22 protein-coding genes are annotated in these 22,492 nt (G+C 68.4%); 11 read left to right on the plus strand and 11 right to left on the minus strand.

The window, feature by feature from the left end; genetic code table 11:
- Positions 1 to 18 precede the first annotated feature (18 nt).
- From ACZ6IE_RS02010 to ACZ6IE_RS02030, 5 genes are all read left to right on the plus strand, one after another.
- Positions 19 to 1,332: a sensor histidine kinase gene (locus tag ACZ6IE_RS02010; protein ID WP_464606552.1), complete on the plus strand. Its 1,314-nt coding sequence runs from the start codon at positions 19 to 21 to the stop codon at positions 1,330 to 1,332.
- 121 nt (positions 1,333 to 1,453) lie between these two features.
- On the plus strand, positions 1,454 to 2,098 hold the full coding sequence (locus tag ACZ6IE_RS02015) for a response regulator transcription factor (protein WP_464606553.1): 645 nt from the start codon (positions 1,454 to 1,456) through the stop codon (positions 2,096 to 2,098).
- 109 nt (positions 2,099 to 2,207) lie between these two features.
- A complete protein-coding gene (locus ACZ6IE_RS02020) occupies positions 2,208 to 2,537 on the plus strand; it encodes a hypothetical protein (protein WP_464606554.1) in 330 nt (109 codons plus the stop codon).
- Positions 2,534 to 4,378 (plus strand): alpha/beta hydrolase, encoded by a 1,845-nt coding sequence (locus ACZ6IE_RS02025; RefSeq protein WP_464606555.1) that lies wholly within the window; start codon positions 2,534 to 2,536, stop codon positions 4,376 to 4,378. The genes ACZ6IE_RS02020 and ACZ6IE_RS02025 overlap by 4 nt, the downstream gene beginning before the upstream one ends.
- Before the next feature lie 149 nt (positions 4,379 to 4,527).
- Complete coding sequence (locus ACZ6IE_RS02030; RefSeq protein WP_464606556.1) at positions 4,528 to 4,938, plus strand: hypothetical protein; 411 nt, start codon at positions 4,528 to 4,530, stop codon at positions 4,936 to 4,938.
- A 102-nt stretch (positions 4,939 to 5,040) separates the two neighbouring features.
- On the opposite strand, the gene ACZ6IE_RS02035 is transcribed toward ACZ6IE_RS02030, so the two are convergent.
- On the minus strand, positions 5,041 to 5,478 hold the full coding sequence (locus tag ACZ6IE_RS02035) for an Lrp/AsnC family transcriptional regulator (RefSeq protein ID WP_077054218.1): 438 nt from the start codon (positions 5,476 to 5,478) through the stop codon (positions 5,041 to 5,043).
- Between the two features lie 223 nt (positions 5,479 to 5,701).
- On the opposite strand from ACZ6IE_RS02035, the gene ddaH reads away from it, so the two are divergent.
- The gene (gene ddaH / locus ACZ6IE_RS02040) at positions 5,702 to 6,586 is read left to right on the plus strand and encodes a dimethylargininase (protein ID WP_464606557.1); all 885 of its coding nucleotides are present in this window, start codon (positions 5,702 to 5,704) and stop codon (positions 6,584 to 6,586) included.
- Here the strand turns inward: ddaH and ACZ6IE_RS02045 are convergent.
- The 9 genes from ACZ6IE_RS02045 to ACZ6IE_RS02085 form a co-directional block, all read right to left on the minus strand.
- Positions 6,583 to 7,875, minus strand: a complete 1,293-nt coding sequence (locus ACZ6IE_RS02045) for an AI-2E family transporter (RefSeq protein WP_464606558.1) — start codon at positions 7,873 to 7,875, stop codon at positions 6,583 to 6,585. The genes ddaH and ACZ6IE_RS02045 overlap by 4 nt on opposite strands.
- 210 nt (positions 7,876 to 8,085) lie before the next feature.
- A complete protein-coding gene (locus tag ACZ6IE_RS02050; protein ID WP_464606559.1) occupies positions 8,086 to 9,594 on the minus strand; it encodes a serine hydrolase domain-containing protein in 1,509 nt (502 codons plus the stop codon).
- 18 nt (positions 9,595 to 9,612) lie between these two features.
- Positions 9,613 to 10,305, minus strand: coding sequence for a GNAT family N-acetyltransferase (locus tag ACZ6IE_RS02055; RefSeq protein ID WP_464606560.1), 693 nt, complete (start codon positions 10,303 to 10,305; stop codon positions 9,613 to 9,615).
- Positions 10,302 to 11,768 carry an ArnT family glycosyltransferase gene (locus ACZ6IE_RS02060; RefSeq protein WP_464606561.1) on the minus strand — a complete coding sequence of 489 codons (1,467 nt, stop codon included), beginning with the start codon at positions 11,766 to 11,768 and terminating at the stop codon, positions 10,302 to 10,304. The genes ACZ6IE_RS02055 and ACZ6IE_RS02060 overlap by 4 nt, the downstream gene beginning before the upstream one ends.
- Positions 11,769 to 12,024: 256 nt before the next feature.
- Entirely contained in the window at positions 12,025 to 13,281 is a 1,257-nt protein-coding gene (locus tag ACZ6IE_RS02065; protein ID WP_077054214.1) for an alpha-hydroxy acid oxidase, read from the minus strand.
- A 66-nt stretch (positions 13,282 to 13,347) separates the two neighbouring features.
- Positions 13,348 to 14,094, minus strand: a complete 747-nt coding sequence (locus ACZ6IE_RS02070; protein WP_464606562.1) for a FadR/GntR family transcriptional regulator — start codon at positions 14,092 to 14,094, stop codon at positions 13,348 to 13,350.
- Positions 14,095 to 14,179: 85 nt separating this feature from the next.
- Positions 14,180 to 15,130, minus strand: coding sequence for a 2-hydroxyacid dehydrogenase (locus tag ACZ6IE_RS02075; RefSeq protein ID WP_464606563.1), 951 nt, complete (start codon positions 15,128 to 15,130; stop codon positions 14,180 to 14,182).
- A gap of 9 nt (positions 15,131 to 15,139) precedes the next feature.
- Complete coding sequence (locus ACZ6IE_RS02080; RefSeq protein ID WP_464606564.1) at positions 15,140 to 16,606, minus strand: rhamnulokinase; 1,467 nt, start codon at positions 16,604 to 16,606, stop codon at positions 15,140 to 15,142.
- Positions 16,607 to 16,616: 10 nt separating this feature from the next.
- Entirely contained in the window at positions 16,617 to 18,674 is a 2,058-nt protein-coding gene (locus tag ACZ6IE_RS02085; protein ID WP_464606565.1) for a bifunctional aldolase/short-chain dehydrogenase, read from the minus strand.
- A 171-nt stretch (positions 18,675 to 18,845) separates the two neighbouring features.
- Here ACZ6IE_RS02085 and ACZ6IE_RS02090 point away from each other — a divergent pair, with 171 nt between their 5' ends.
- The 3 genes from ACZ6IE_RS02090 to ACZ6IE_RS02100 all read left to right on the plus strand — a co-directional run bounded on the left by ACZ6IE_RS02090 (position 18,846) and on the right by ACZ6IE_RS02100 (position 20,882).
- The gene (locus ACZ6IE_RS02090; protein ID WP_464606566.1) at positions 18,846 to 19,082 is read left to right on the plus strand and encodes a helix-turn-helix domain-containing protein; all 237 of its coding nucleotides are present in this window, start codon (positions 18,846 to 18,848) and stop codon (positions 19,080 to 19,082) included.
- Complete coding sequence (locus ACZ6IE_RS02095; protein ID WP_464606567.1) at positions 19,072 to 20,343, plus strand: type II toxin-antitoxin system HipA family toxin; 1,272 nt, start codon at positions 19,072 to 19,074, stop codon at positions 20,341 to 20,343. Before ACZ6IE_RS02090 ends, ACZ6IE_RS02095 begins: the two co-directional genes overlap by 11 nt.
- 242 nt (positions 20,344 to 20,585) lie before the next feature.
- On the plus strand, positions 20,586 to 20,882 hold the full coding sequence (locus ACZ6IE_RS02100; RefSeq protein ID WP_464606568.1) for a hypothetical protein: 297 nt from the start codon (positions 20,586 to 20,588) through the stop codon (positions 20,880 to 20,882).
- Here ACZ6IE_RS02100 and ACZ6IE_RS02105 read toward each other — a convergent pair.
- The gene (locus tag ACZ6IE_RS02105) at positions 20,879 to 21,775 is read right to left on the minus strand and encodes a hypothetical protein (protein WP_464606569.1); all 897 of its coding nucleotides are present in this window, start codon (positions 21,773 to 21,775) and stop codon (positions 20,879 to 20,881) included. The two genes, ACZ6IE_RS02100 and ACZ6IE_RS02105, sit on opposite strands and share 4 nt — an antisense overlap.
- 97 nt (positions 21,776 to 21,872) lie before the next feature.
- Between ACZ6IE_RS02105 and ACZ6IE_RS02110 the strand changes: the two genes are divergently transcribed.
- Positions 21,873 to 22,109, plus strand: a complete 237-nt coding sequence (locus tag ACZ6IE_RS02110; RefSeq protein ID WP_464606570.1) for a PfkB family carbohydrate kinase — start codon at positions 21,873 to 21,875, stop codon at positions 22,107 to 22,109.
- Between the two features lie 43 nt (positions 22,110 to 22,152).
- Positions 22,153 to 22,485 (plus strand): hypothetical protein, encoded by a 333-nt coding sequence (locus ACZ6IE_RS02115; RefSeq protein ID WP_464606571.1) that lies wholly within the window; start codon positions 22,153 to 22,155, stop codon positions 22,483 to 22,485.
- Positions 22,486 to 22,492: the final 7 nt, after the last annotated feature.

A 22,492-nucleotide genomic window follows, 5' to 3' on the forward strand; every position in this document is an offset into this window, starting at 1 on the left:
CCTCACAGAAATCACGCCATGACCTCCTCGCCCGTGCTCCGTTTTCTCACCGCCGCCTTCCGCCCCTCGACGTGGCGCGAGTTCGCCTACCTCTGGGGCATGTTCGGGGTCGCCTGCTTCGGCTGGGTCGTCTTCGTGGCCGTTTTCGCCGCGGGCGCGCCGCTCGCGGTCACGGTCATCGGGCTGTTCGGCACGGCATTCATTCTGAGTGGCTCGCGGGCAGTCGGGGCCGCCTCTCGAGGGTTGTCGCGCGCCCTGGCCGGCGTCGACGTGCCCGCCCCAGCGCCCTACCCGCGCGGCACGGGTTTCTTCGGGTGGGCTTTCGCGCGCTTGTCGGATGCCGCCACGTGGCGCGCCTTCGCCTTCCTCCCCATTGCGTTCATCACGACGATGTTCGCGATCATTGTCTCGACCGTCTTCCTCGTCACCTCGCTGTCACTTGTCACGGCCGCACTCTGGGCGCCGTTCATCCCCAATGAGCGCGACGGGCAGCCGGCGCCCAACGGCATCCAGTTCGTGGATGGTTGGGTGGACACGCCCGGCGAATACGCGCTCATCGGCGTCGTGGGCCTCGTCGTGTTCCTCTTCGTGTGGCCCGCGATGAACCACGGCTTCGCGCGACTGCACACGCTGCTGGTGCGGGCGCTTCTCGGGCGCAGCAATCGCGAACGTCTGCGCGAGGTGACGACGTCGCGCACCGTGAGTGTCGCGACCGCCGACGCCCGCCTGCGCCAGATCGAGCGCGACCTGCACGACGGCACGCAAGCCCGTTTGGTGGGGTTGGCCATGACGCTGGGCGACGCTCGCGACCGTTTGGCGTCCGGGCAAGATGCCGCATCGGTCGCCACTCTCGTTGACAACGCTCACGCCGCCACCAAGCAGGCGCTCGTCGAGTTGCGCGATCTGGCGGCCGGCATCCACCCGCCGGCGCTGGACGCGGGACTCGAGACGGCGCTCGAGACGGTGGCCGCGACATCCGCGCTGCCCGTCACTTTTCACAGCAGCCTGCGCGAACGGCCGTCGTCGGTGGTCGAATCGATCGTCTACTTCAGCGTGCTCGAGTTGTTGACGAATGCCGCCAAACACGCCGAGGCATCGTCGGCGTCGATCACGCTCAGCCAGCGTGGCGACCGGTTGGAGGTCGTCGTGGCCGATGACGGGCGCGGGGGTGCCTACATCGGCTTCGGTGAGGATGCCTCGGCCACGGGTCGCGGATCGGGCCTCCGCGGGCTGCGTGAACGCGTCGGAACGGTCGACGGCACGCTGCTCATCGACAGCCCCGACGGCGGCCCCACCCGCGTCACGCTCGACCTGCCCCTGGCGGCGCTGTGAGCCGGAACGCAACCTCGTCGTCGTCGTCGATCGGTCCGGGCGCGACACCGGCGTCCGCGCCGTCGACCCTGATGCGCTCGTCCCGGCCGTCCTGCTCCTTCTACCCCGCGGAGAACATCTGATGCGTATCGTCATCGCCGAAGACTCGACCATCGTGCGCGAGGGGCTCGTCGCCCTGCTGACGGGTCGCGGCATCGACGTGGTCGCGGCCGTCGGCGATGGCGTGGCAGCGGTCGATGCCACACTCGAGCTGCGCCCCGACGTGCTCGTGACGGATGTGCGCATGCCCCCGACCTTCACCGACGAGGGTTTGCGCGTGGCCCTCGAGGTCACCGACAGGGCACCCGATGTGGGCGTGCTCGTCTTCTCGCAATACGTCGAAACGCGGTATGCACGCGAACTCTTCGCGGCCGGTCGCGGCGGCGTCGGCTACCTGCTGAAAGACCGGGTGGCGGATGTCGCAGCCTTCGTCGACGCCCTGCGCAGCATCGCAGCCGGCAACACCGTGCTCGATCCCGAGGTCGTGACGCAACTGTTCGCGCCGCCGCGTGCGGTCGACGCGCTCGCCGCCGTGAGCGATCGTGAGCGCGACGTGCTGCGCCTCATGGCCGAGGGCCGCACCAACCAGGCCATTGCGGATGCCCTCTTCCTCACGCCCGGCACCATCGAGAAGCACATCGCCTCGGTGTTCCAGAAGCTCGGGCTGCAGCCATCCACCGGCGACCACCGCCGCGTCCTGGCGGTGCTGAAGTACCTGTCCGCCTGAGCGGATCGTTCTCCCCAACCCTCTTCGGCGCCCTTCTCTGCACAGGGGAGAGGTGCCCATTCCGTCCCGTCTTGCTCGCCGGTAGCGTTCGATGCGAAGGGGGATTCCGATGGCTGATCTACTGATTGATTACGACTCGCTCGACCAGGCGCGGGGGCAGGTAACGCTGGGCGTTACGGGCTACACGTCGAGCTTCGTCTTCGCGGGGTTGGGGTCCGCGGGCGAGATGTCCGAGAGCTCAGTCGGGTCGGCCGCGGTGGCGCAGGCTGCGGCCAGCGCGCGTGATGTCTGCGGCCAGGCCGATACGGCGCTCGGTGATTCGGCCACGGCCGTAGCGTCGGCCCTGGCCGCAGCCATCGATGCGTTGAAGGCCACCGATGCTGCTTTGGCCGCGGGTGCCGGTTCAGGGTCGGGCTCGAAACCGGTGGCCGCACAATGAGCGCCCTCTCCGATCTCGACGAGCCCGACAAGGGGGATGTCGCCACCATCCGTTCGGCCGCCGAGCAACACACCGCCGATGCCCAGACGGGTCGCACGCTGCAGACCGTCGTGCGCGCCGCGGGTTCGACGGTCGGCTCGTCGAACACGTCCGAGGTCACGGCCCAGACGGCCCTCATGCTCACGGCGCTCGGCGACAAGCTCGACACCACGGCGGCGAGCCACGAGGCGTGCGCCGCCGCGCTCGGTGCCTACGCCACCGAGGTCGAGTCGATCAAACTCGAGGCGGGTCTCCTGCGCACGGCGTGCAGCGAGGCGGAACGCAGTATCGGTTCGCTGCGGGGCACGTTGTCTGAGTTGTCACCCTCCACCTCCCTGCTGTTCACGGGGTGGGATGACCCACCGGCGCGCATTCCCGAGTCCGACACCACGAGCCTGTTGCGCGGCATGAGCGAGACCGATGTGAGCGACTTCAACAGCGGTGTCAGCCGGTGGGGCACGCTGGCCGCCGAGATCGAGGGCCACCGCGAATCCTATGCTGCGCTGCTAGAACGGCGACTCGCGGCCGATGGCGTCGCCGTTGCCGCCCTCAGCGGAACGCCCGTGTCGACGATCGTGTCCGGCGCGCAGGTCGACGGCGCCACCGCCATCGCGGCCTGGGCGACGGTCGACGGGGCCACCTTCGCGGCCGCCTACGCCGACGACCCTCAGGCGGCCGCCGACGCTCTCTCGAAGATGAGCCCCGCCGAAGTGGCCGGGCTGTGGCAGAACCTGCCGCCCGAGTTCGTGGCGGCGCTCATCGCCGCGGCGCCCGCCGTGGTCGGCAACCTCGAAGGTGCGAAATACACCGACCGCGATCGGGCCAACGTCTCACGCCTGCAGCAGCTCTACGACGAGGCGAAGGCCGAATACGATGCGATTGTCGATGGCAGCGACCCGTTACACAACACGCCGGCCGTGCGTGAAGATGCTCTCAATAAGAAGAACGGCTTGAAGTATCTGCTCGACCGTTACGGTGACGGCCTCGGTCCGGCCCGCGTTCCTCCGCTTTTTCTCATCTCTCTCGATAATTCGGCACCGGGCGTGCCACTGGCCGCGATCTCCGTGGGCGATCTCGACACAGCCCAATTCGCCACGTTCTTCGTTCCCGGCATGTCGAGCAGCGTCCTCTCGAGCGACGATTACCTCCGGGGGGCCACCAGAATGCAACTCATCGATGAGCGGAGCGCGGTCGTCGTCTGGCTGGATTACGACAGCCCCGAGGCGCTTGAGGTGCCGTTCAACGCCCGAGCTGAAGCCGGAGCGGACCGCCTCAGCCGCACGCTCGACGGCTATAACGCCTATCGCGAGGCGGCCAACCTCCCCTCGCAACTCAACCTTGTCGCGCATTCCTATGGCACGACGACGATCTCGATCGCGCTCGCCGACAAGGAGCACCACGTCGACACGGTCACGTTCCTCGGGTCCGCAGGGATCCCGAACGACATCTCCGTCAACGATTTACACGTCGATCCCGAAAAGGTCTTCGTCACGGACGCGGAGGAGGACCATCTCTCCGACTTCGGACGGTTCATCTCGGGGCGCCAAGACCCAGAGAAGACCGGCTGGGGCGCGACGCTCTTCGGTTCCGACGGCAGCACACTTCCGAATGGAAATTGGGTCGATGCAGCCGAGGAACACAATGCCGTGGGCGGAAACGAAAAGGACGACGCTCGCAAATATCTCGGCGAGGGTTCTGAGAGTCTGTACAACGTGCGAAGAATCATCACCGGAAAATATGACCTCGTCACGGAGGGCCGTGCCCCCGTTGAATACGTACCTGGCGAGTGGTCGCGATGGTAGCGGCGAGCGGCCGTCCGGCGCGCAGGGGGCGCTCCGCGCGCGTGACTCAGACCGCCGCGGCTGTGCTCGGCATAGCCATCGCAGTCGGGGCCCTTTCCGCATGTTCATCCCCCACACCTGAGCCCACGCCCACCGCGAAGGAACCCTCCATGACACCCACCGAAGCACGCGCCGACCTCCTGGCCCGACTCGACGCCGCCCAACACGTACTAGGCGGAGAGTGGGTCGCTCAGGACGACACCTTGCCCAACGCGTGCAACGACGAGGCCGGTTACACGTACCATGCCTCGCGCACCAGCGACCGGCCCGCCGAAGACCTCGACGCCGTGACCGCCGCCTTGAAGCAGGCGTGGGAGGCCGACGGCATGACCGTGGCAACCTCTCAGTTCGACGAGGGCCACCGCGGCTTGATGGGCGAATCGCCCGAGGCTGGAAGCTTCAGCTACACCTACTCGGTTGACCGAATTCTGCTGAGCGCCGACGGCCCGTGCCGCGACGGCGACTGGCTCAAGATCTACAAAGAGGAGGGCGCCAAGCTTCTCGACACGCCGGCGCCGTAGGCATTCGCCGAGACTCTTTCGGGTCGAACCTGGGAGAGGCTCAGTCGAGTCTCGTCCGGTCGGGACAACTTGGGGCCGGACGGCTCAGGTCCGAGCGGGCGGCTAGTCGCCCGAGCGGTTGACGAGCTTCGAGAGGATGATCGCGCTGCGCGTGTGGTCGACGTTCGGGGCGATGCGCACCTTCTCGAGGGCCGCCTCGAGGCTCGGGATGTCGCGCGAACGGATGCGCACGATGGCATCGGCACTACCCGTCACGGTGCCCGCATCCACCACCTCGGGAACACCCTGCAAGATGCGGCGCAGCTCGTCGGGCGCCACCGTGCCGCGGCAGAACAACTCCACATAGGCCTCGGTCTGCATGCCGTCGACATTCGGGTCGACCTGCACCGTGAAACCGCGGATCACCTTATCGGCCACCAGGCGGTCCACCCGGCGCTTCACCGCCGAAGCCGACAGGCCCACCTCGACGCCGATGTCACCATAACTGGCGCGGGCGTTCTGGCGGAGAAGATCGATGATGCCGCGGTCGAGATTGTCCATCAGGCCAGCCTATGCCGAAATCTTGCGTCAGCGCGACAGATTTTGCTCACATGTTGCGCGGAATGAGCCCCATCGGCGCAAGCGTGCGTGACAGACTGGAGTTCACGGCGTGCCTGGAGCGACAGCGAACGGGCCTCGAGGACAGTGTCCGCCCCCGATAGGGTAGCCCCGCCCGGATCGCACCGACGAACCGGCGCTGCCCCGCTTGCACCAGGAGCATCACGTGACCGACACCACGACCACCCCCGACACGGACGCCCAGGCATCCGACAACCGCGCCGGCGCCATCCGCACGCCCACGCCCCGCACCTACCTGATGTGCCGGCCCGAGCACTTCACCGTGAGCTACAAGATCAACCCGTGGATGGAACCGTCCAACCCCACCGACACGCAGAAGGCCGTCGACCAGTGGCAGACGCTGTACGACACCTACGTCGGCCTCGGCCACACCGTCGAACTCATCGACCCCGTCGAAGGCCTGCCCGACATGGTCTACACGGCCAACGGCGGCTTCGTCATCGACGGCACGGCATACGGCGCCAAGTTCACGTTCGAACAGCGCCAGCCCGAAGGCCCCGCCTTCATGGACTGGTTCGGCGACAACGGCTTCACCGTGGCCCGCCCCGAAGAGATCAACGAAGGTGAAGGCGACTTCCTGTTCGTCGGTGGCGTCATCCTCGCCGGCACCGGATTCCGCAGCGCCAGCGACAGCCACCGCGAGGTCGGCGAGATCTTCGGCCGCGAGGTCATCACACTGACCCTGACCGACCCGAGCTTCTACCACCTCGACACCGCCATCGCCGTGCTCGACCCGCGCGACGACGACGCCAACGCCAACATCGCCTATCTGCCGAGCGCCTTCGACGAACGCAGCCTCGCCATCCTGCAGACCCGGTTCCCCGACGCCATCATCGCGGACCCGCGCGACCAGCAGTTCCTCGGCCTCAACTCGATCTCCGACGGCTACAACGTCGTCATCGCCGCCAAGGCCGAGCACTTCGCCCGCCAGCTGCGTGAGCGCGGCTACAACCCGATCGGCGTCGACCTCTCGGAGCTGCTGCTGGGCGGTGGCGGCGTGAAATGCTGCACGCTCGAACTGCGCCGCTAGGACAGCTCCTTGCGGGGCATCACGAGCTCTCGAATGATGAGGATGACCCCGGCTGAGATCGGGATGGCGATGAGCGCACCCGCCAGGCCGAACAGCGTGCCACCCGCGAGGGCCGAGATCAGCACGACCGAACCCGGCACCTGCACGGCCTTGCTCATGACCTTCGGCGTGAACAGATAGGCCTCGACCTGCATGTAGACCAGCATGACGAGCAACACGATGAGCGCCGACACCGGTGACTGGAAGAAGGCAACGACCGTCATGACGCACGTCGTGATGATCGTGCCGACGAGCGGAATGAGCGTGATGAAGAAGGCGGCGATACCGATGAAGAACGCCCCGGGCACGCCCACGACGGTGAGCAGGATGGTGCTGAAGACCGAGTTGATGAACGCCAGGATCACCATGCCGCTCAGGTATTTGCCGACATTCTCGAGGATGCGGTTCGTGTAACTCGCGAACGTGGCGCGGTGCGATTTCGCCACCATGCGGAAGGCGGCCTCTTTGGTCGAGTCGTACGTCGCGATGAAGTAGATCGTGAGGATGACCGTGAAGATGCCGGTCGAGATGGCGTCGGCGACGGCCGCTCCGAAGCCGACGACGCCCGTGCCGACGGCCGCCCACGTCTTCGGGTCAGAGATGATGTCGTTGATCGACGAGAGCGCCTGGCCGAGCAGGCCGTTGGTGGCCGCGTCGACGGTGTCGAACCATCCGGATGCCTGCAGCGCCTCGATCTGCGACGGAATAGACACCGCCAGGCTCGAGATCTGCTCGACCGCGATGGGGACGATCAGCCAAATGACCGCGACGATCGCGGCGACGACGAGCAGGATGACCGTGAACAACGCCCAGCCGCGCGCGAAGTGTCGGCGTTGCAACCAGCGGATGAGTGGGTCGAGCCCGACCGTGATAAAACCGGCGAAGAAAATCGAGAACACGATGGAGCGCAGGTTGTAGAGCGCCAGCCCGGTGACGACGGCCGCGAGCACGCCGAGCGTGACGACATAGCCCCAGGCGAAACCACCGCGTCGGGGCATCTCGCCACCGCGGGGGAGACCGGGGCCGCCCGTTCCGGCTGCGGTCGCGGCCGAGAGTGGCCCACCCGTCTGGACTGTGCCGACGGCTGCGCTCGGTCCAACGGTTCCGGCAGGCGGCGTCGACGCAGACGCTGAATGAGCGACGGCCGCGGTCGCGGCGGTGGAGGCGGCTGCGGCCCCGGCAGCTTCCGCTGCCCGCAGTGCCGCGTCGCGCGACGACGTGCGTTCGATGCTGATTCGTAGGCGCCTCATGGGAGCTCCGTTCTCGGCGGCGCAGCGGCATCCGACATCCGAAAGCCCGCCCCGCGCTCGTATGGATCACAGTAGCGCCGAACGGTTCGTCGGTGTCTAAAACGAGCGCGATCGTCGGCGCGTCGCAACGGCCGGCGACGGCTGCGACGGCCAGCGGTTACCGGCGAGGGCCAGCGTTTGCCGATGACGGCAAGCAGGTGCCGGCGGTTGTCAGCGGTGCTCAGCGCGCACGCTGAAGGTTTGCACGAGCGGAGGCCGCTGCGGCGTCAGCCGAATCTCGACGCGCAGCGCGCCGCGGTTGCCGGGCAGGCGCCAGACGAGATGCGACGGGGTGCTCGATGCCTCGCGGATGATTCCGGCGGTGGCCTGCTGGACCTCGGAGGTCAGAGGGAGGAGCCCGTCGACGGCGGCGATGGCCCGGGCGATGGCGGCCCGGCGGTTCTCGTACGGCTCGTCGAGGGGTACGTTCTCGGCGAAGAGGCGGGCGGCTGCGTCATCCGACCAGTCGTGGATGAGTGCCGAGACAGCTCGTTGCGCGGCGCGCGTCTCGGGCCACAGGCGATCGTCGAGTGAGAGAACTTCGGGCGTGGAGTCGGCCAGCAGATCGAGGGCTGCGGTCGCGGCCGCCGAAACCCGCGAGTAGGTGGCGTTCTCGAAGGCGACGACGCCGATACCGCGGCCGGGCATCCAGCGCATGTGGGCCGAGAAGCCGGGGTAACCGCCCGAGTGCGAGACGACGGTTCCGAAGCGCGGGTGCTGCTCGACCACCAGACCGAAACCGTAGCCGGCCGGCAGCACGCTGAAACCGGGGGCGTAACGCTGAAGCTGCTGCATCTCGCGGCGCGAGGCGCGCGACAGAGGAACGGGAACCGGCTCGCACTCGGCGTCACCCGACGCCGTGCCGGACGCACTGCCGGTCACGTCGCCCGACGCGCTCTCTGGCAGCATCGCCTCGCCCAGCCAGACGGCCCAGCGGGACAGGTCCGCGACCGTGGAGAACAGCCCGCCGATGGGCGAGAACGCGCCCGGCCCGGTGAACGGAAGCTCCTGCCAGGCGCCGTCGAGGAAACGGTTTCCGATCGCCACGCCCGACACGTCGTCGCTGTTGCCGATCGACACGTCGAACCCGGTGCCGGTCAGGCCGAGCGGCTCGAGGAATCGCTCGCGCACCACGTCGCGATAGGGGCGGCCCGACGCCTCCTCGATGACGCGGCCGAGCAGCGCATAGCCCAGGTTCGAATAGGCGAACGTCGTGCCCGGGATGCTGTCGAAGCTGAGCCCGTCGGCGATCAACTCGTCGAGCTGCTCGTTCGTGATCGACTCCTGCCGGTCGCCCCAGGGGTCGTCGGTCGGCAACCCGGCAGACATGGTCATGAGCATGCGCACGGTGGGAACGGGCGCGTCGGCGCTCGGCAGCGGAACGGCGGCGAAACCCGGCAGGAAGCGCGTGATCGGCTCGTCGAGCGCCAGTGCGCCCTCGTCGCGCAACGCCAACAGGGCGGCCGCCGTGAAGCTCTTGGTGCAGGACGCGATGCGGTAGGCGGTGTGCGCATCGGGAACGCGGTCATCCACCGAGCCGTGCCCGCCAGCGTGCACCAACCCGTCGGGCCCGAAGACGCCCCACACGCCGCTCGGGGCGGTGCGCTGCAGGGCCCGCGCGGTGAAGAGCGCGTCGATCGAGTCGAGAAGGTGCGGGGCCGGGGCGGTGTGCGAGGTCATCCCCCCATTCTGGCCGACTCAGTCGTCGTGCAGAATGCGCTGGAACAGGATGTGGTCTTGCCAGCGCCCGGCGATCTTGATGTATTTCGGCGCCATGCCGATGCGTTCGAAACCGTTGTGTTCGAGCACCTTCTGCGAACCCTGGTTGTGCAGCAACGTCTCGGCCTGGATGCGGTGCAGCCGCAGGTCGTCGGTGGCCACGCGGATGACCTGGGCGACGGCCTCGCTCATGATGCCGTGCCCGGCGAATGCTTCGTCGATCCAGTAGCCCATGCCGCCGGATTGCAGCACCCCGCGCGTGATGCCGGCGAGGGTGACGCGGCCGATGATCTGCGTGTCGGTGGTCAGCACGAGCGGCAGCCCCGTGCCCGCGGCGACGGTCTCGAGCAGCGAGGGGATCTGAGCCGCCTGCCAGGTCTTCGTGAAGAAGGCCTCACTGCGCGCGGGCTCCCACGGCTCGAGGTAGCGGCGGTTGCGCGAGTAGGCCTCGGCGAGTCGCTCGGCGTCGTCGGTGCGGAGCAAGCGCAGGGTGACGCCGGCGCGAAGGGGGATGGGCTGCAGCACGCGCTCGACGATACCGGGTGGGCGCGGCCACGTCACGAACGGGGAGCGAGGGGTTGCGCCATCCGCAGCATGACGCTCACGCTCACGCTCACGTTGACGCTGGGGCTGGGGCTGGTGCTCGGGCAGGGGCTCGCTCGCGCCGGTCACCGCTCGAGGACGAGCGTGTCGCCCGCCGAGACGAGCCGCGCGTCGAGGATGTAGACGTAGGTGTCGTCGAGCTGTTCGAGCCGCACGCCCGGCTGCGCCTGATCGACGAACGACTGGATGCGGGGGTCGATGCCGAACCGCGGCGAATGCTTGACGACGATGGCCCGGATGTCGGCCGTGTCGACGAGTGCCGGGTCGCCGACGATCTCGTCCTCCTCGATGTAGGGCTCGTATTCCCAGGGCGCCATGCCCGCCACGAGCACGTCCCCGTCGGGTGCCGGGTCCTCGTCGAGCGCGTCCTCGACGAGTGCCATGCCCGCCGCGCGTTCCTGCCACGTGTACACCGACAGGCGTGCCGCGATCACGACCACGAGCAGCAGCGCCAGGATGCCGACCACGCGACCGGCGACGACGAGCACGCTGCGGGGCCCGGGGCGCAGCACGCCCGCCAGGCCGAGACCCGCGAGCACCGCCAGCATCCAGAACCAGGCGTAGTAGTAGTGGGGGAGCGCCACGTTCGACCCGAAGAGGTGGAAGACGAGCAGTGCGCCGAGGGCCGTGCCGACGAAGACCACGAGGCGCCGCGGCTGCCCGACGACCACAGCGGCGAGGAGGCCGACGGCGAGCACGGCGGCCGTCGGAACGCCCACGCCGACAACCGTGAACCACAGGTTGGCCCACCACGGCGGGAACGGGCCCGTGATGCCCGCGACCGTGATGAGGTGCCCGGCGGCATTGTGCTCGGCCTGCATCTGCAGCATGTAGCCGACCGCATCGGTCATCCCCATGGGCAGATAGAGCACCACGGCCGTGACGACGAGTGCCACCACGAAGAGCGCGACGTCGCGCAACACGCGGGCGAGCGGCCGGCGGGCGACGAGCAGCACGAGGAAACCGACGAGGATGACGGCTGCCGAGACCTTGGCCGTGATGGCGAGGCCCATGAACACGCCAGAGGCGACGATCCATGGCCAGCGTTCGGTGCGGAACCACACCCACGCGGCTGCCATGGCGAAGACCGTGAACGCGACCATGACGGGTTCGAGCAGGGCGAACCGGTCGAGACGCTCGGCGCCGCCCGTGACCCCGCGCGGCAGCAGCAGCCAGAGGGCCGCGGGAATGAGGGCGAGGGTGAAACCGATCTCGCGTCGCAGCCACAGCCAGATGACCACGCCGACGGCCAGCGTGAGCAGCCCCACGAAGATGCGCGGCGCGAGCAGCCCCTCGCCGAAGATCAGCTGCACGACGCCGAAGAGGTACTTGGCGGTGGGCGGATGCTCGCGGTTGGCCGCGAAGTCGCCGTGCACATAGTCCCAGCCCGCCTCGACGTAGATGCCCTCGTCGGCGTTCTGGTTGGCCGAGCCGATGTTCCAGAGGCAGAGGTAGGCGCCCCAGAGGAAGACGACGGCGACAGGAAGCCAGCGGGCCCAGCGAGATGATGACGAAAGTTCGGGGGCCGGCACAGTCGGACGATACCAGAGGGTTTAGTTAAAACCCGTCTCTCTAACCGCTCTCACGATCGCGATGCGTGGCCCGCAGAACCGCCCCACCGCGTCGACTCTCACCGACCGCCCGACCGACCGCCCGCGGCCTGGTGGGCACCGTTCCCGCGCACGAACGACGAATGCCGCCGAGAACGTGTCTCGGCGGCATCCGCTGGGTCGTGCTGGTCGCCGCCCGCAACACCCCCGAGGGGGCCCGGCGAAGCGGCGTGTCGGGCTACACCCGGTCGCCCGCCTGCAGCGGCTGCAGCGTGGTGAAGCGGCTCAGCTGCGTGACGTGCCCGGGCTCGAGCTCCTCGAGCGACGACACCCCGAGCAGCTTCATGGTGCGCGTGATCTCGGAGGTGAGGATCTGAATGGTGCGGTCAACGCCCTCGCGCCCGCCCGCCATGAGGCCGTAGAGGTAGGCGCGGCCGATGAGCGTGAAACGCGCGCCCATGGCGACCGAGGCCACGATGTCGGCACCGTTCATGATGCCCGTGTCGAGGTGCACCTCGGTGTGCGCTCCGACCTCTTTCACCACGCTGGGCAGCAGGTGGAAGGGGATGGGGGCGCGGTCGAGCTGGCGGCCGCCGTGGTTCGACAGGATGATGGCGTCGGCGCCGAGATCCACGGCGAGCTGAGCATCCTTCACCGACTGGATGCCCTTGACGACGAGCTTGCCCTTCCACTGCGAGCGGATGAACTTGACCTCTTCGGGGCCGACCGTCGGGTCGAACATGGTGTCGATGAGCGCCGCGACGGTGCCGGACCAGCGATCGAGCGACGCGAACGCGAGCGGCTCGGTGGTCAGGAAGTTGATCCACCAGGCCGGGCGGGGCAGGGCGTCGATCACGGTCTTGGGGGTGAGCGACGGCGGGATGGTCATGCCGTTGCGCACGTCGCGCAGGCGCGCGCCGCCGACGGGTGTGTCGACCGTGACGACGAGCGTGTCGTAGCCGGCCTTGGCGGCCCGGTCGACGAGTGCCATCGAGCGGTCGCGGTCGGTCCACATGTAGAGCTGGAACCAGTTGCGGCCGTCGGGTGCCGCGGCCTTGACGTCCTCGATCGACGTCGTGCCCATGGTCGACAGCGTGAAGGGAATGCCGGCGGCGGCCGCGGCGCTCGCACCGGCGCGCTCGCCCTCGGTCTGCATCATGCGCGTGAAACCGGTGGGCGCGATGCCGAACGGGAGGGCGACGTGCTGGCCGAGGACATCCCAGCCGGTCGAAACCTGCGAGACGTTCTTCAAGACGGAGGGGTGGAACTCGATGTCCTGGAACGCCTGGCGCGCGCGGGCCAGCGAGATCTCGCCCTCGGCGGCGCCATCCGTGTAGTCGAACGGGGCCGTCGGCGTGATGCGCTTGGCGATCGCGCGCAGGTCGTAGATGGTGTTGGCCGACTTCAGGCGACGCTTGCGCGCGTTGAGTTCGGGCTTCTTGAACTGCATGAGGGGGAGGAGGTCGTGCGGTTTGGGCAGACGGCGTTCAACCACGGGGTGTCCTTTCGAAGGGTTCGGTCGGTTCGCGGCCCACGGGTGTGCGCGGCGACAGGGGGAAAGTCAGGATGCGGCGGCGGCGACGTCGTCGGGGCGCGCGACGGGCGTGCGCCCCGCCAGGCCGGTCTCGGCGTAGTAGCCCGTGATGTGGTCGCGCACGAGGGTGCGGGCGGATGCGGCATCCCCCTCTTCGATGGCGGCCACGATGTGGCGGTGCTCGACGGCCAGGCGTTCGGAGGTCTCGGCCCACGACGGCAGGTTGGGCACACCCGCGAGCACGTAGTTCTCGATCGAGCCGCGCAGGCCCGCCATGGTCGCCGTGATGACCTGGTTGCCGGCCGCCTCGGCGAGCGAGAGGTGGAACTGCGCGTCGAGGGCCAGGAACTCGGCCTCGGAGAGCTGGCGCGACTCCATGGCGTCGAGCAGTTCGACGGGGCGAACGAGGTTGCGCTGCGCGTCGCCCGCGAGGTCGTGCACGACGGCGGTCTCGAGCACGAGACGCGTGGCCACGACATCCTGCACCGCGAAGCCGTTGGCGGCGACCTGCAGGCGCATGAGTGCCGTCATGCCGCCCGTCGGCAGCGCCACGATGATGGCGCCCGCGGTGGGCCCCGAACCCGAGGCCGTGCGGATGAGGCCCAGCACCTCGAGCACGCGGAAGGCCTCGCGCACGCTGGAGCGGCCGACGCCCAGGTCGGTGGCCAGGGCGCGCTCGCCGGGCAGGCGGTCGCCGGGGCGCAGTCGGCCCTGCAGAAGGTCGGATTCGATGTGCTCGAGCACCTGCTGCCAGGCTCGGCGTTCTTCGGTCACGGGGTGTGCCTCTCGTCGTTGATGTGGCGGGCCGTGTGGTAGGACCACATTGTATACAGAGGCGCGCCCCCACGCGCAAGCCCCCTCATGTGCGCAGAACCACGTTCTCGGGCTCGTCGCCGGCCAGCAGGTGATCGATCTGGCGGCGCAGCAGCTTCTCCATGCGCGGCATCATGGCGTCGGTCGCGCCGCCCACGTGGGGGCTGATGAGCACGTTGGGCAGGGCGAAGAGCGGATGTCCGTCGGGCAGGGGCTCGGGGTCGGTCACGTCGAGCGCCGCATCCAGCCGACCGTTCGACGTGTGCGCGAGCAGCGCCTCGGTGTCGGCCACGGGGCCGCGAGCGATGTTCACGAACAGCGCGCCGTCGTGCATGCGCGAGAAGAAGGCGTCGTCGGCCAGGTGCCGGGTGTCGTCGGTCAGGGGAACGCCGAGCACCACGACATCCGCGTCGGGCAGCAGCTCGTCGAGGCTCGACAGGGCATAGACGTGGCCGCGGTCGTCGTCGCGCTCGCGGCTGGCGACGCGCGTGATGGTGACCTCGAACGGGTCGAGGCGGTCGGCGATGGCGGCACCCACTCCGCCGTAGCCGACGAGCAGCACGCGCTTGTCGGCGAGGCCGGTCGCCCGGGCCGGATCCCACTGGCCGCGCGAGGCGCCCCGCACGAAGCGGGGGATCTCGCGCAGGGCGGCGAGAATCAGGGCCACCGCAAGCTCGGCCGTCGCGGTCTCGTGCACCGTCGCCGCGTTCGCGAACGTGATGCCAGCTGGCAGGATGTCGGCCACACCGTCATAGCCGATCGACTGGCTCTGCACGAGCTGCGAGGTGACGTGCGCGAGCGGCGCGAGGCTGTCGACCGAACCCATGTAGGGCGGCACGATGATGTCGATGTGGTCGCGCGGCGGGGTGCCCGAGACATCCCACACGATGACGACGACGCCCTCGGGCGCCGGGGTGAGTCGCGTGAGCAACGTGTCACCGGGCACGCTCACGACGAGGCGGGCGGGGGCAGCGGAAGACGAGGTGTTGTCAGACATCTTTCGACCCTAGACCCGCGCCGTGTTCGTGCGCGATTGGTTGACACGCGGACTGAAGGTGCGGGGCGACACCGTCTGCGCCACGAGCGCGCGCAGCGTTTCGAGGTCGCCGTCGATGATGCCGGCGGCTCGCGCCTGCACGAGAACGTTGCCGAGTGCGGTCGCCTCGACGGGTCCGGCCTCGACGGGCAGCCCGGCACGATCGGCCGTGAGCTGGCACAGCAGCGCGTTCTGCGAGCCGCCGCCGACCACGTGGATGACGCCGACGCGTTTGCCCGAGAGTTCGCTCGCCGCGTGCACCGCCCGCGCGAAAGCCTCGGCCAGGGACTCGAGGATCGATCGCACGAACTCCGCGCGGCTGGCCGGCACGCGCAGACCACGCTCGCCGAGATAGGACGCGATGCGGCCGGGCATATCGCCCGGCGTGAGGAAGCGCGGATCATCGGCGTCGAAGATCGAGATCTCGCCCGAGACATCCGCCGCCTGCGCGAGCAGGGAGGGCAGGTCGATGGTCTCGCCGTCACGTTCCCACCAGCGCACCGATTCGCTCAGCAGCCACAGGCCCATGACGTTGTGCAAGAAGCGCGTGCGGCCGTCGACGCCGCCCTCGTTCGTGAAATTGGCGGCGCGGCTGGCGTCGGTGAGCACCGGATGCTCGAGCTCCACGCCCACCAGACCCCAGGTTCCGCAGCTGATGTAGGCGGCGTCGTCGGTCAGCATGGGCACGGCCACCACGGCGGATGCGGTGTCGTGCGACCCGATGGCCGTGACGGGAACCTGCGCCCCGATGCCGGTGTCGGCCTGCACGGCGGGCAGCAGCGACCCGATGCGCTCGCCGGGGGAGACGAGCGGCGGCAGGATGTCGCGCGGCAGGCCGAGCGTGGCGATGAGGTCGTCGTTCCATTCCACACCCGCGGGCCGGAGGAGACCCGTGGTCGACGCGTTGGTGGCCTCGGCCACCTTCTCGCCCGTCAGCCAATACGCGATGAGGTCGGGGATCAGCAGCAGGTCGTCGGCGAGAGGTAGGGTTCCCGCGCGCCGTTCGGCGGCGAGCTGGTAGACGGTGTTGAAGGGCAGGAACTGCAAGCCGTTCTGCCGATAGAGCTCGTCGAAGGGCACGACGGCGTGCACATCATCCACGCCCTGCTGGTTGCGCTCGTCGCGGTAGTGGTAGGGGATGCCGAGCAACCGCCCGCCCCGCAACAGCCCGTAGTCGACCGCCCACGAGTCGATGCCGATGCTCTCGACCTCGGGTGCCTCGCGGGCCGCGTGCGTCAGGCCGGCCGTGATGGAGCGGTAGAGCTCGAGGATGTTCCAGTGGTAGCCGTCGGGCGTGCGCACGGGCGTGTTGGGAAACCGGGCCACCGGGATGAGCGTCAACTCGCCCGCCCCGATGTGCCCGAGCATGACGCGCCCGCTCGTGGCGCCGAGGTCGACGGCCGCGACCGTGCCCCGCCTCGCCGTGTGTGTCGTCATCGAGCTGCTCCTAGCGCAGGAAGGCGGCCGCGACACCCGCGTCGACCGGGATGTGCAAACCGGTCGTGTGCGAGAGGTCGCTCGTGCACAAAACGTACACCGCGTTGGCCACGTTCTCGGGCACGACCTCGCGCTTCAGGATGGTGCGCTGGGCGTAGAACTTGCCCAGGTCTTCCTCTTCGATGCCGTAGGTCTTGGCCCGGTTGGCGCCCCAGCCCGAGGCGAAGATGCCCGAACCGCGCACCACGCCATCCGGGTTGATGCCGTTGACCTTGATGCCGTATTCGCCGAGCTCGGCGGCCAAGAGGCGCACCTGGTGGGCCTGGTCGGCTTTGGTGGCCGAGTAGGCGACGTTGTTGGGGCCCGCGAAGACCGAGTTCTTCGACGAGATGTAGACGATGTCGCCGCCGAGCTTCTGCGCGATGAGCACGCGCGCGGCGGCCTTCGACACGAGGAAGGAGCCCTTGGCCATGACGTTGTGCTGCAGATCCCAATCGGCGACCGTGGTCTCGAGCAGGGGGCGCGAGAGCGACAGGCCGGCGTTGTTGACCACGAGGTCGAGTCCGCCGAACGCCAACAGCGTTTCGTTGATGGATGCTTCGACGGCGGCCTCGTCCGAGACATCCGCCTGCACGCCCACGGCGACATCGGTGTTGCCGATCTCGGCGGCCGCGGCCTGCGCCTTCTCGAGCGACAGGTCGGCGATGACGACGACGGCTCCCTCGGCGGCGAGACGCGTGGCGATGGCCTTGCCGATGCCCGACGCGGCGCCCGTGACGAGCGCGATGCGCGTGGCGAGCGGCTTGGGCTTCGGCATGCGCTGCAGCTTGGCCTCTTCGAGCGACCAGTATTCGATGTTGAACTTCTCGGCCTCGTCGATGGGGGCGTAGGTCGAGAGACCCTCGGCTCCGCGCATGACGTTGATGGCGTTGACGTAGAACTCGCCGGCCACGCGGGCCGTCTGCTTGTCCTTGCCGTAGCTGAACATGCCGACGCCCGGGATCAGGACGATGAGGGGGTCTGCGCCGCGGATGGCGGGCGAATCATCCTTCTTGTTCCGGTCGTAATACGCCTGGTAGTCGGCGCGGTACTGCTCGTGCAGCTCCTCGAGGCGGGCGATGCTGTCCTCGATGCTGGCGTCTGACGGCAGGTCGAGCACGAGCGGCTTGACCTTGGTGCGCAAGAAGTGGTCGGGGCAGCTGGTGCCCAGGGCGGCGAGGCGCGGGTGCTCGCTGCTGGCCAAGAAGTCGAGCACGACATCCGCGTCGGTGAAGTGGCCGACCTGCGGCTTGTCGGTCGAAGCAATTCCGCGGATGACGGGGGCCAGGGCCGCTGCCTTGGCGCGACGTTCGGCGGGGCTGAGGGCCGCATAGCCCTCGAGGGGGGCGCCGAACGGCTCGGCCTTCGAGTTCTCGGCGATGTAGGCGGCGGCCGTGTCGATGATCCACAGCGAGTTCTTCTCGGACTCTTCGCTCGTCTCGCCCCAGGCCGTGATGCCGTGGCCGCCCAGGATGCAGCCGACGGCCTGCGGGTTCTCGCGCTTCAGGGCAGCGATGTCGAGGCCGAGCTGGAAACCGGGGCGGCGCCACGGCACCCAGACGACCTTGTCGCCGAAGATCGTGCGCGTGAGCTCTTCGCCGTCGGCAGCGGTCGCGATGGCGATGCCCGAGTCGGGGTGCAGGTGGTCGACGTGTTTTGCGTCGACGAGGCCGTGCATGGGGGTGTCGATCGAGGGGGCCGCGCCGCCCTTGCCGTGCAGCGTGTAGTCGAAGGCCGCGACCATCTCGTCTTCGCGCTCGACGCCCGGGTAGGTGTTCTGCATCGCGCGCAGGCGGTCGAGGCGCAGCACCGCGAGGCCCTTCTCGGTGAGCGTGCCGAGGTCTCCGCCCGAACCCTTCACCCAGAGCAGCTCGACCTCTTCGCCCGTGACGGGGTCGACGGCCGTGCCCTTGGCCGACGTGTTGCCGCCCGCGTAGTTGGTGTTCTTGGGGTCGGCGCCCAGGCGGTTGCTGCGAGCGATGAGCTCGGCGGCGGCCGGGTTGGTGGGCTCGGTGGTGCAGTGCGACATGCAAACTCCTTTGTCGGCGCGCGCGGCGCTCAGTGTGCGAACGTGTTAAGTATCACAGCAGTTAACAAGTGGCGCAAGTGTGGAGTTGATTACACTTCGGTAATGAAGGGATGCTCTATACCTTTACGGTAATAACGGTTAGGCTTATTACAGATACGTAATAGGAGGGGTATGAGAGCCCGGATCAGATCTGCCGCCGACCTCGGCGACCTCGTGCGTCGAATTCGGTCGCAGAACGGGATGTCGCAGGCCCAGCTCGCGGATGCCCTGGGCTCCACGCAGCGCTACATCTCCGAGCTCGAGAGTGGCAAGGCGAAACGCGCCGACGAGCGCTACTTCGACCTCCTGGCGCGCCTCGGCATCGACCTCACGGCCCAGACCCGCGATGAGCCAACCGATGAACGGTGACGAGCAAGGCCTGGTGGTCCGGCTCTACGGCACCCGAATCGGAACGTTGCGCGTCGACGAAGCCGGGGTCGTGCGGCTGGCATGGACCGACGATGCATCCGAGCGGTGGCGGTTACGGGACACCCCGCTCTCGATGTCTCTTCCGGTCGGCGCGGACGCGGCCGACGCTGCCCCCTTCTTCGGTGGGCTGCTTCCCGAGGGGCTCTGGCTGGAACGCTTGGCCGCCGAAGTTCACGTCGCGAGCAACAACGTCGTGGGCATGCTGGCCGAGGTCGGAGCCGACCTGGCCGGTGCGCTCAGCGTGGGGCGTGCTCGGGAACCCGAAGAGCCCCGGCGCCTAGATGCCGACGAACTCGATGCGATCTTGTCGCGGGCATCCGGCTTCTTGCTCGGCGGTGGCGGTTCCGCGCTTCCCGGGTTCCAGCGCAAGGTGACGCTCACTCGACGCGAGGGAGCCTGGTTCGCCGGGCGCGGAAGCATCCCGTCTACGCACATTCTCAAACCGGTTGACGCCGAGAGCGTGGCCTTGGCGGATGGGGAGAACTTCGTCCTCGGTATTGCGCGCTCGATGGGGCTTCTCGCCTATGAGTCGTGGGTCGAGACCATCGGGGCCCGAACGGTCTTGGTGATCGAGCGTTACGATCGCCGCGCGGTGCCGGGCGGGACCGAGCGAATCCATCAAGAAGACTTCGCGCAAGCCTTGGCCCTGCCCTGGGGAGGGGACGATAAATTCGAGCGTCAGAATCCTGGTGCCAATATGCGCGCGATCGCTGCGATCCTCGACCGAGATCGCACCATCTTCTCCGCCAGCGAGCCCGACCGCGAGAGGCTTCTGCGCTACACCGTGTTGAACGTGGCCTCCGGGAACACCGACGCGCATATGAAGAACTTTTCCCTCATGCACCACGAGGACGGGAGCGCCGCACTGGCTCCTTTCTACGATGCCTCGCCGCTCGCCCTCGCCTATGAAGCGCCGCAGGGGATGGCAATGTCGATTGCTGGTGAATCCCAGATCGGCGCCATCACAAGGGATCACCTCATCGATGAGGCGCAGAGCTGGGGCGTTCGTCCGGCGCGCGCACGCGAGGTCATCGACGAGTCGCTCGAGCAGATCATCGATGCGACCCGGCGCGTCGTGGCACCCGCTTCGATCGAGAAGCACGTGCCGGGTTACATTCGCGGTCAAGCGCAGAACCTCCTCGACGGTCAGACGGCCCGACTGCGCACATCCCTGCCCTACATGCTCATGCCTCGCCTCTGACTCCCACCCGCGGGTGGCGGTGTCGACAGGATCGATGCGGCCGGCGGCGGATCTGGCTACGCTCGGCGGAAGGGGGTTCGATGATGAGAAAGCACAGGGGTTTTCGCGCGAGTGGGTGGGCGGCTGGGGCCGTTGTGCTCGGGGTGGCGCTAGTGGGATGTTCGGCGCCGGCCGTGCAGGTGTCGGATCTCGAGCGTGCGGCTTCCGCGGATGATGCGCTGCCCGCGGCGGTGACATCCGACATGACCGAGAGGGTCGATGTCGAGACGGTTCGCTTCGTCGGAGAAAGGGCTGGCTTCCGTGTCTTCCTCGGCGAGTCGACGGATGAAGGGTATTGCATCCTGTTGACCGGGCCGGACGGCACAGACGGCCGTATCGGATGCGGCGGGGGAGGCGGCGTCGTCGACAACGAGCTGCAGGTCGAGCAGAACGCCTTCCGGTCGGCCGCGGATGGCGTGTCGCCCGGCGACGACTGGGAGGCGATCAGCGAGAACGTCTACTACCGCGAGGTTCCGATCGAGACGCCGACGGACGACTAGCGCGGGGCCAGCGCGGCCAGCGCCGCCTCGGCGGGAGAGCCCGTCGGCACGACGCAGACGATGGACGCCTGGCCGGCTGCGAGGGTTACGGTCGAGGCGCCCACGAAGCGCGGGTGCGGGGCGACCGAAACGGCCGCGAGGCGGTCGAGGGGCACGATGCGGCGCGACTCCGAGAGGGCGGGGCGTTTGCCCGGGACGACCCAGTCCCGGCGGGACACGGTCGAGAGCTCGGTGTCACTGATGCTCACGATGGCGCCCTGTAGGGTGGCGCGTCGCACCCACAGAATGAGCTGGTCGACGATGCCGCCGGATGTCGCGAGGCGCTGGTTGGGGTGCGCGGCCACGACACGCAGCCACGGCTCTTTCGCCGCGATCTCGCGGTAGGCCGCCACGAGACCGTTGCCGTCGCGCCCGAGTTCGCCGCGTTCGAGGGGCGCGCGCGAGGCGACCTCGGGATGCGGCACGAGGGTGGGCGCAACGAGCCGGCGCAGCTCGTCGGTGAGGGACGCGATGGTCGCGCGCGACGAGCCGTTGTAGGGAACCCGCACGCTGTCGCCATCCATCGTGTGAATGGTGAAGAGGCCGTCCAGCAGCTCGACGCTGTCCTCGAATGCGGCGATGTCGGCGTAGCGGATGACGCGCGTGGTGAACGACGCATCCTCGCGTCGCAGCACGGTGAAAGCGTGGGGTTCGACGATGAGCAGCAGGTCGTAGAGGTCCATTGCGGGGTTGGCGTCGCGCCGGGCGATGTTGCGCGGAACCTTCAGGACGACGATCGCGGCGTCCAGGTCGAAACGGTGGGCGCGGAACAGTCGCGGGATGGCCGATTCGGTGGAGACCTGGTCGATCCAGGGTCCGAAGGCGTCGAACTCGGTCGTGTCTGCGAGTGTCATGGTCGTGTTCCTCTGCGGCGCTGGAGAAGGGGCCGGGATCGCAGTACGGGTGCGACAAAAGGCCTGAGCGAAGCCTAACCCCCGTTTCGCCGCCACGGTGGGCGCGGGGGATGCCTTCGTCGCCGGCTGGTTGGCCGAGACCGCGGCGGGTGCCTCGATCGAGCACCGCCTCGAGACGGCCGTTCAGTGCGGCGCGCTGGCGTGCACGGTGGACGGCGACTGGGAAGCGGCGCCGACTCGCGCCGATGTGACGCCCGCATCCGACAAAAGCCGGAAGTTGTGCACGGGTGGTCACCGCGAGGCCTTTTTGGTCGGAGTCCGGCAAATGGCATGAGAAAGTGTCATAAGTACCGCTGACCGCACGAAAACGAGAACGCATGCCCTTCCGGAGTAAGTCCACGCTCGAGTCCTGGCTCGAAGAGTTTCGTTCCGTGCGCAACGACGGCGACCTCATCCGCGTCATCATCCAGGACGGTGCCGACGGGGCCGACACGGGTCTCGTCATGGTTCCGCTCGCCAACGTGAGCACCGCTATCGTCATGGAACCCGTCACCGCGGGCGACCCGCACTGGATCATCCGGTTCGAGGCCCGCTCGGATGCGTTCGATCTCACCGCCCAGAACCTGCACGGGCTGTCGGCCGAACTCGCGGTCGCAGCGGCGCTCTGCGACTTCTTCGAACGCAAGTCCATCGGCCACCTCGAAGACTGACCGTCGG

It is taken from the genome of Okibacterium sp. AC114, from assembly GCF_979253355.1.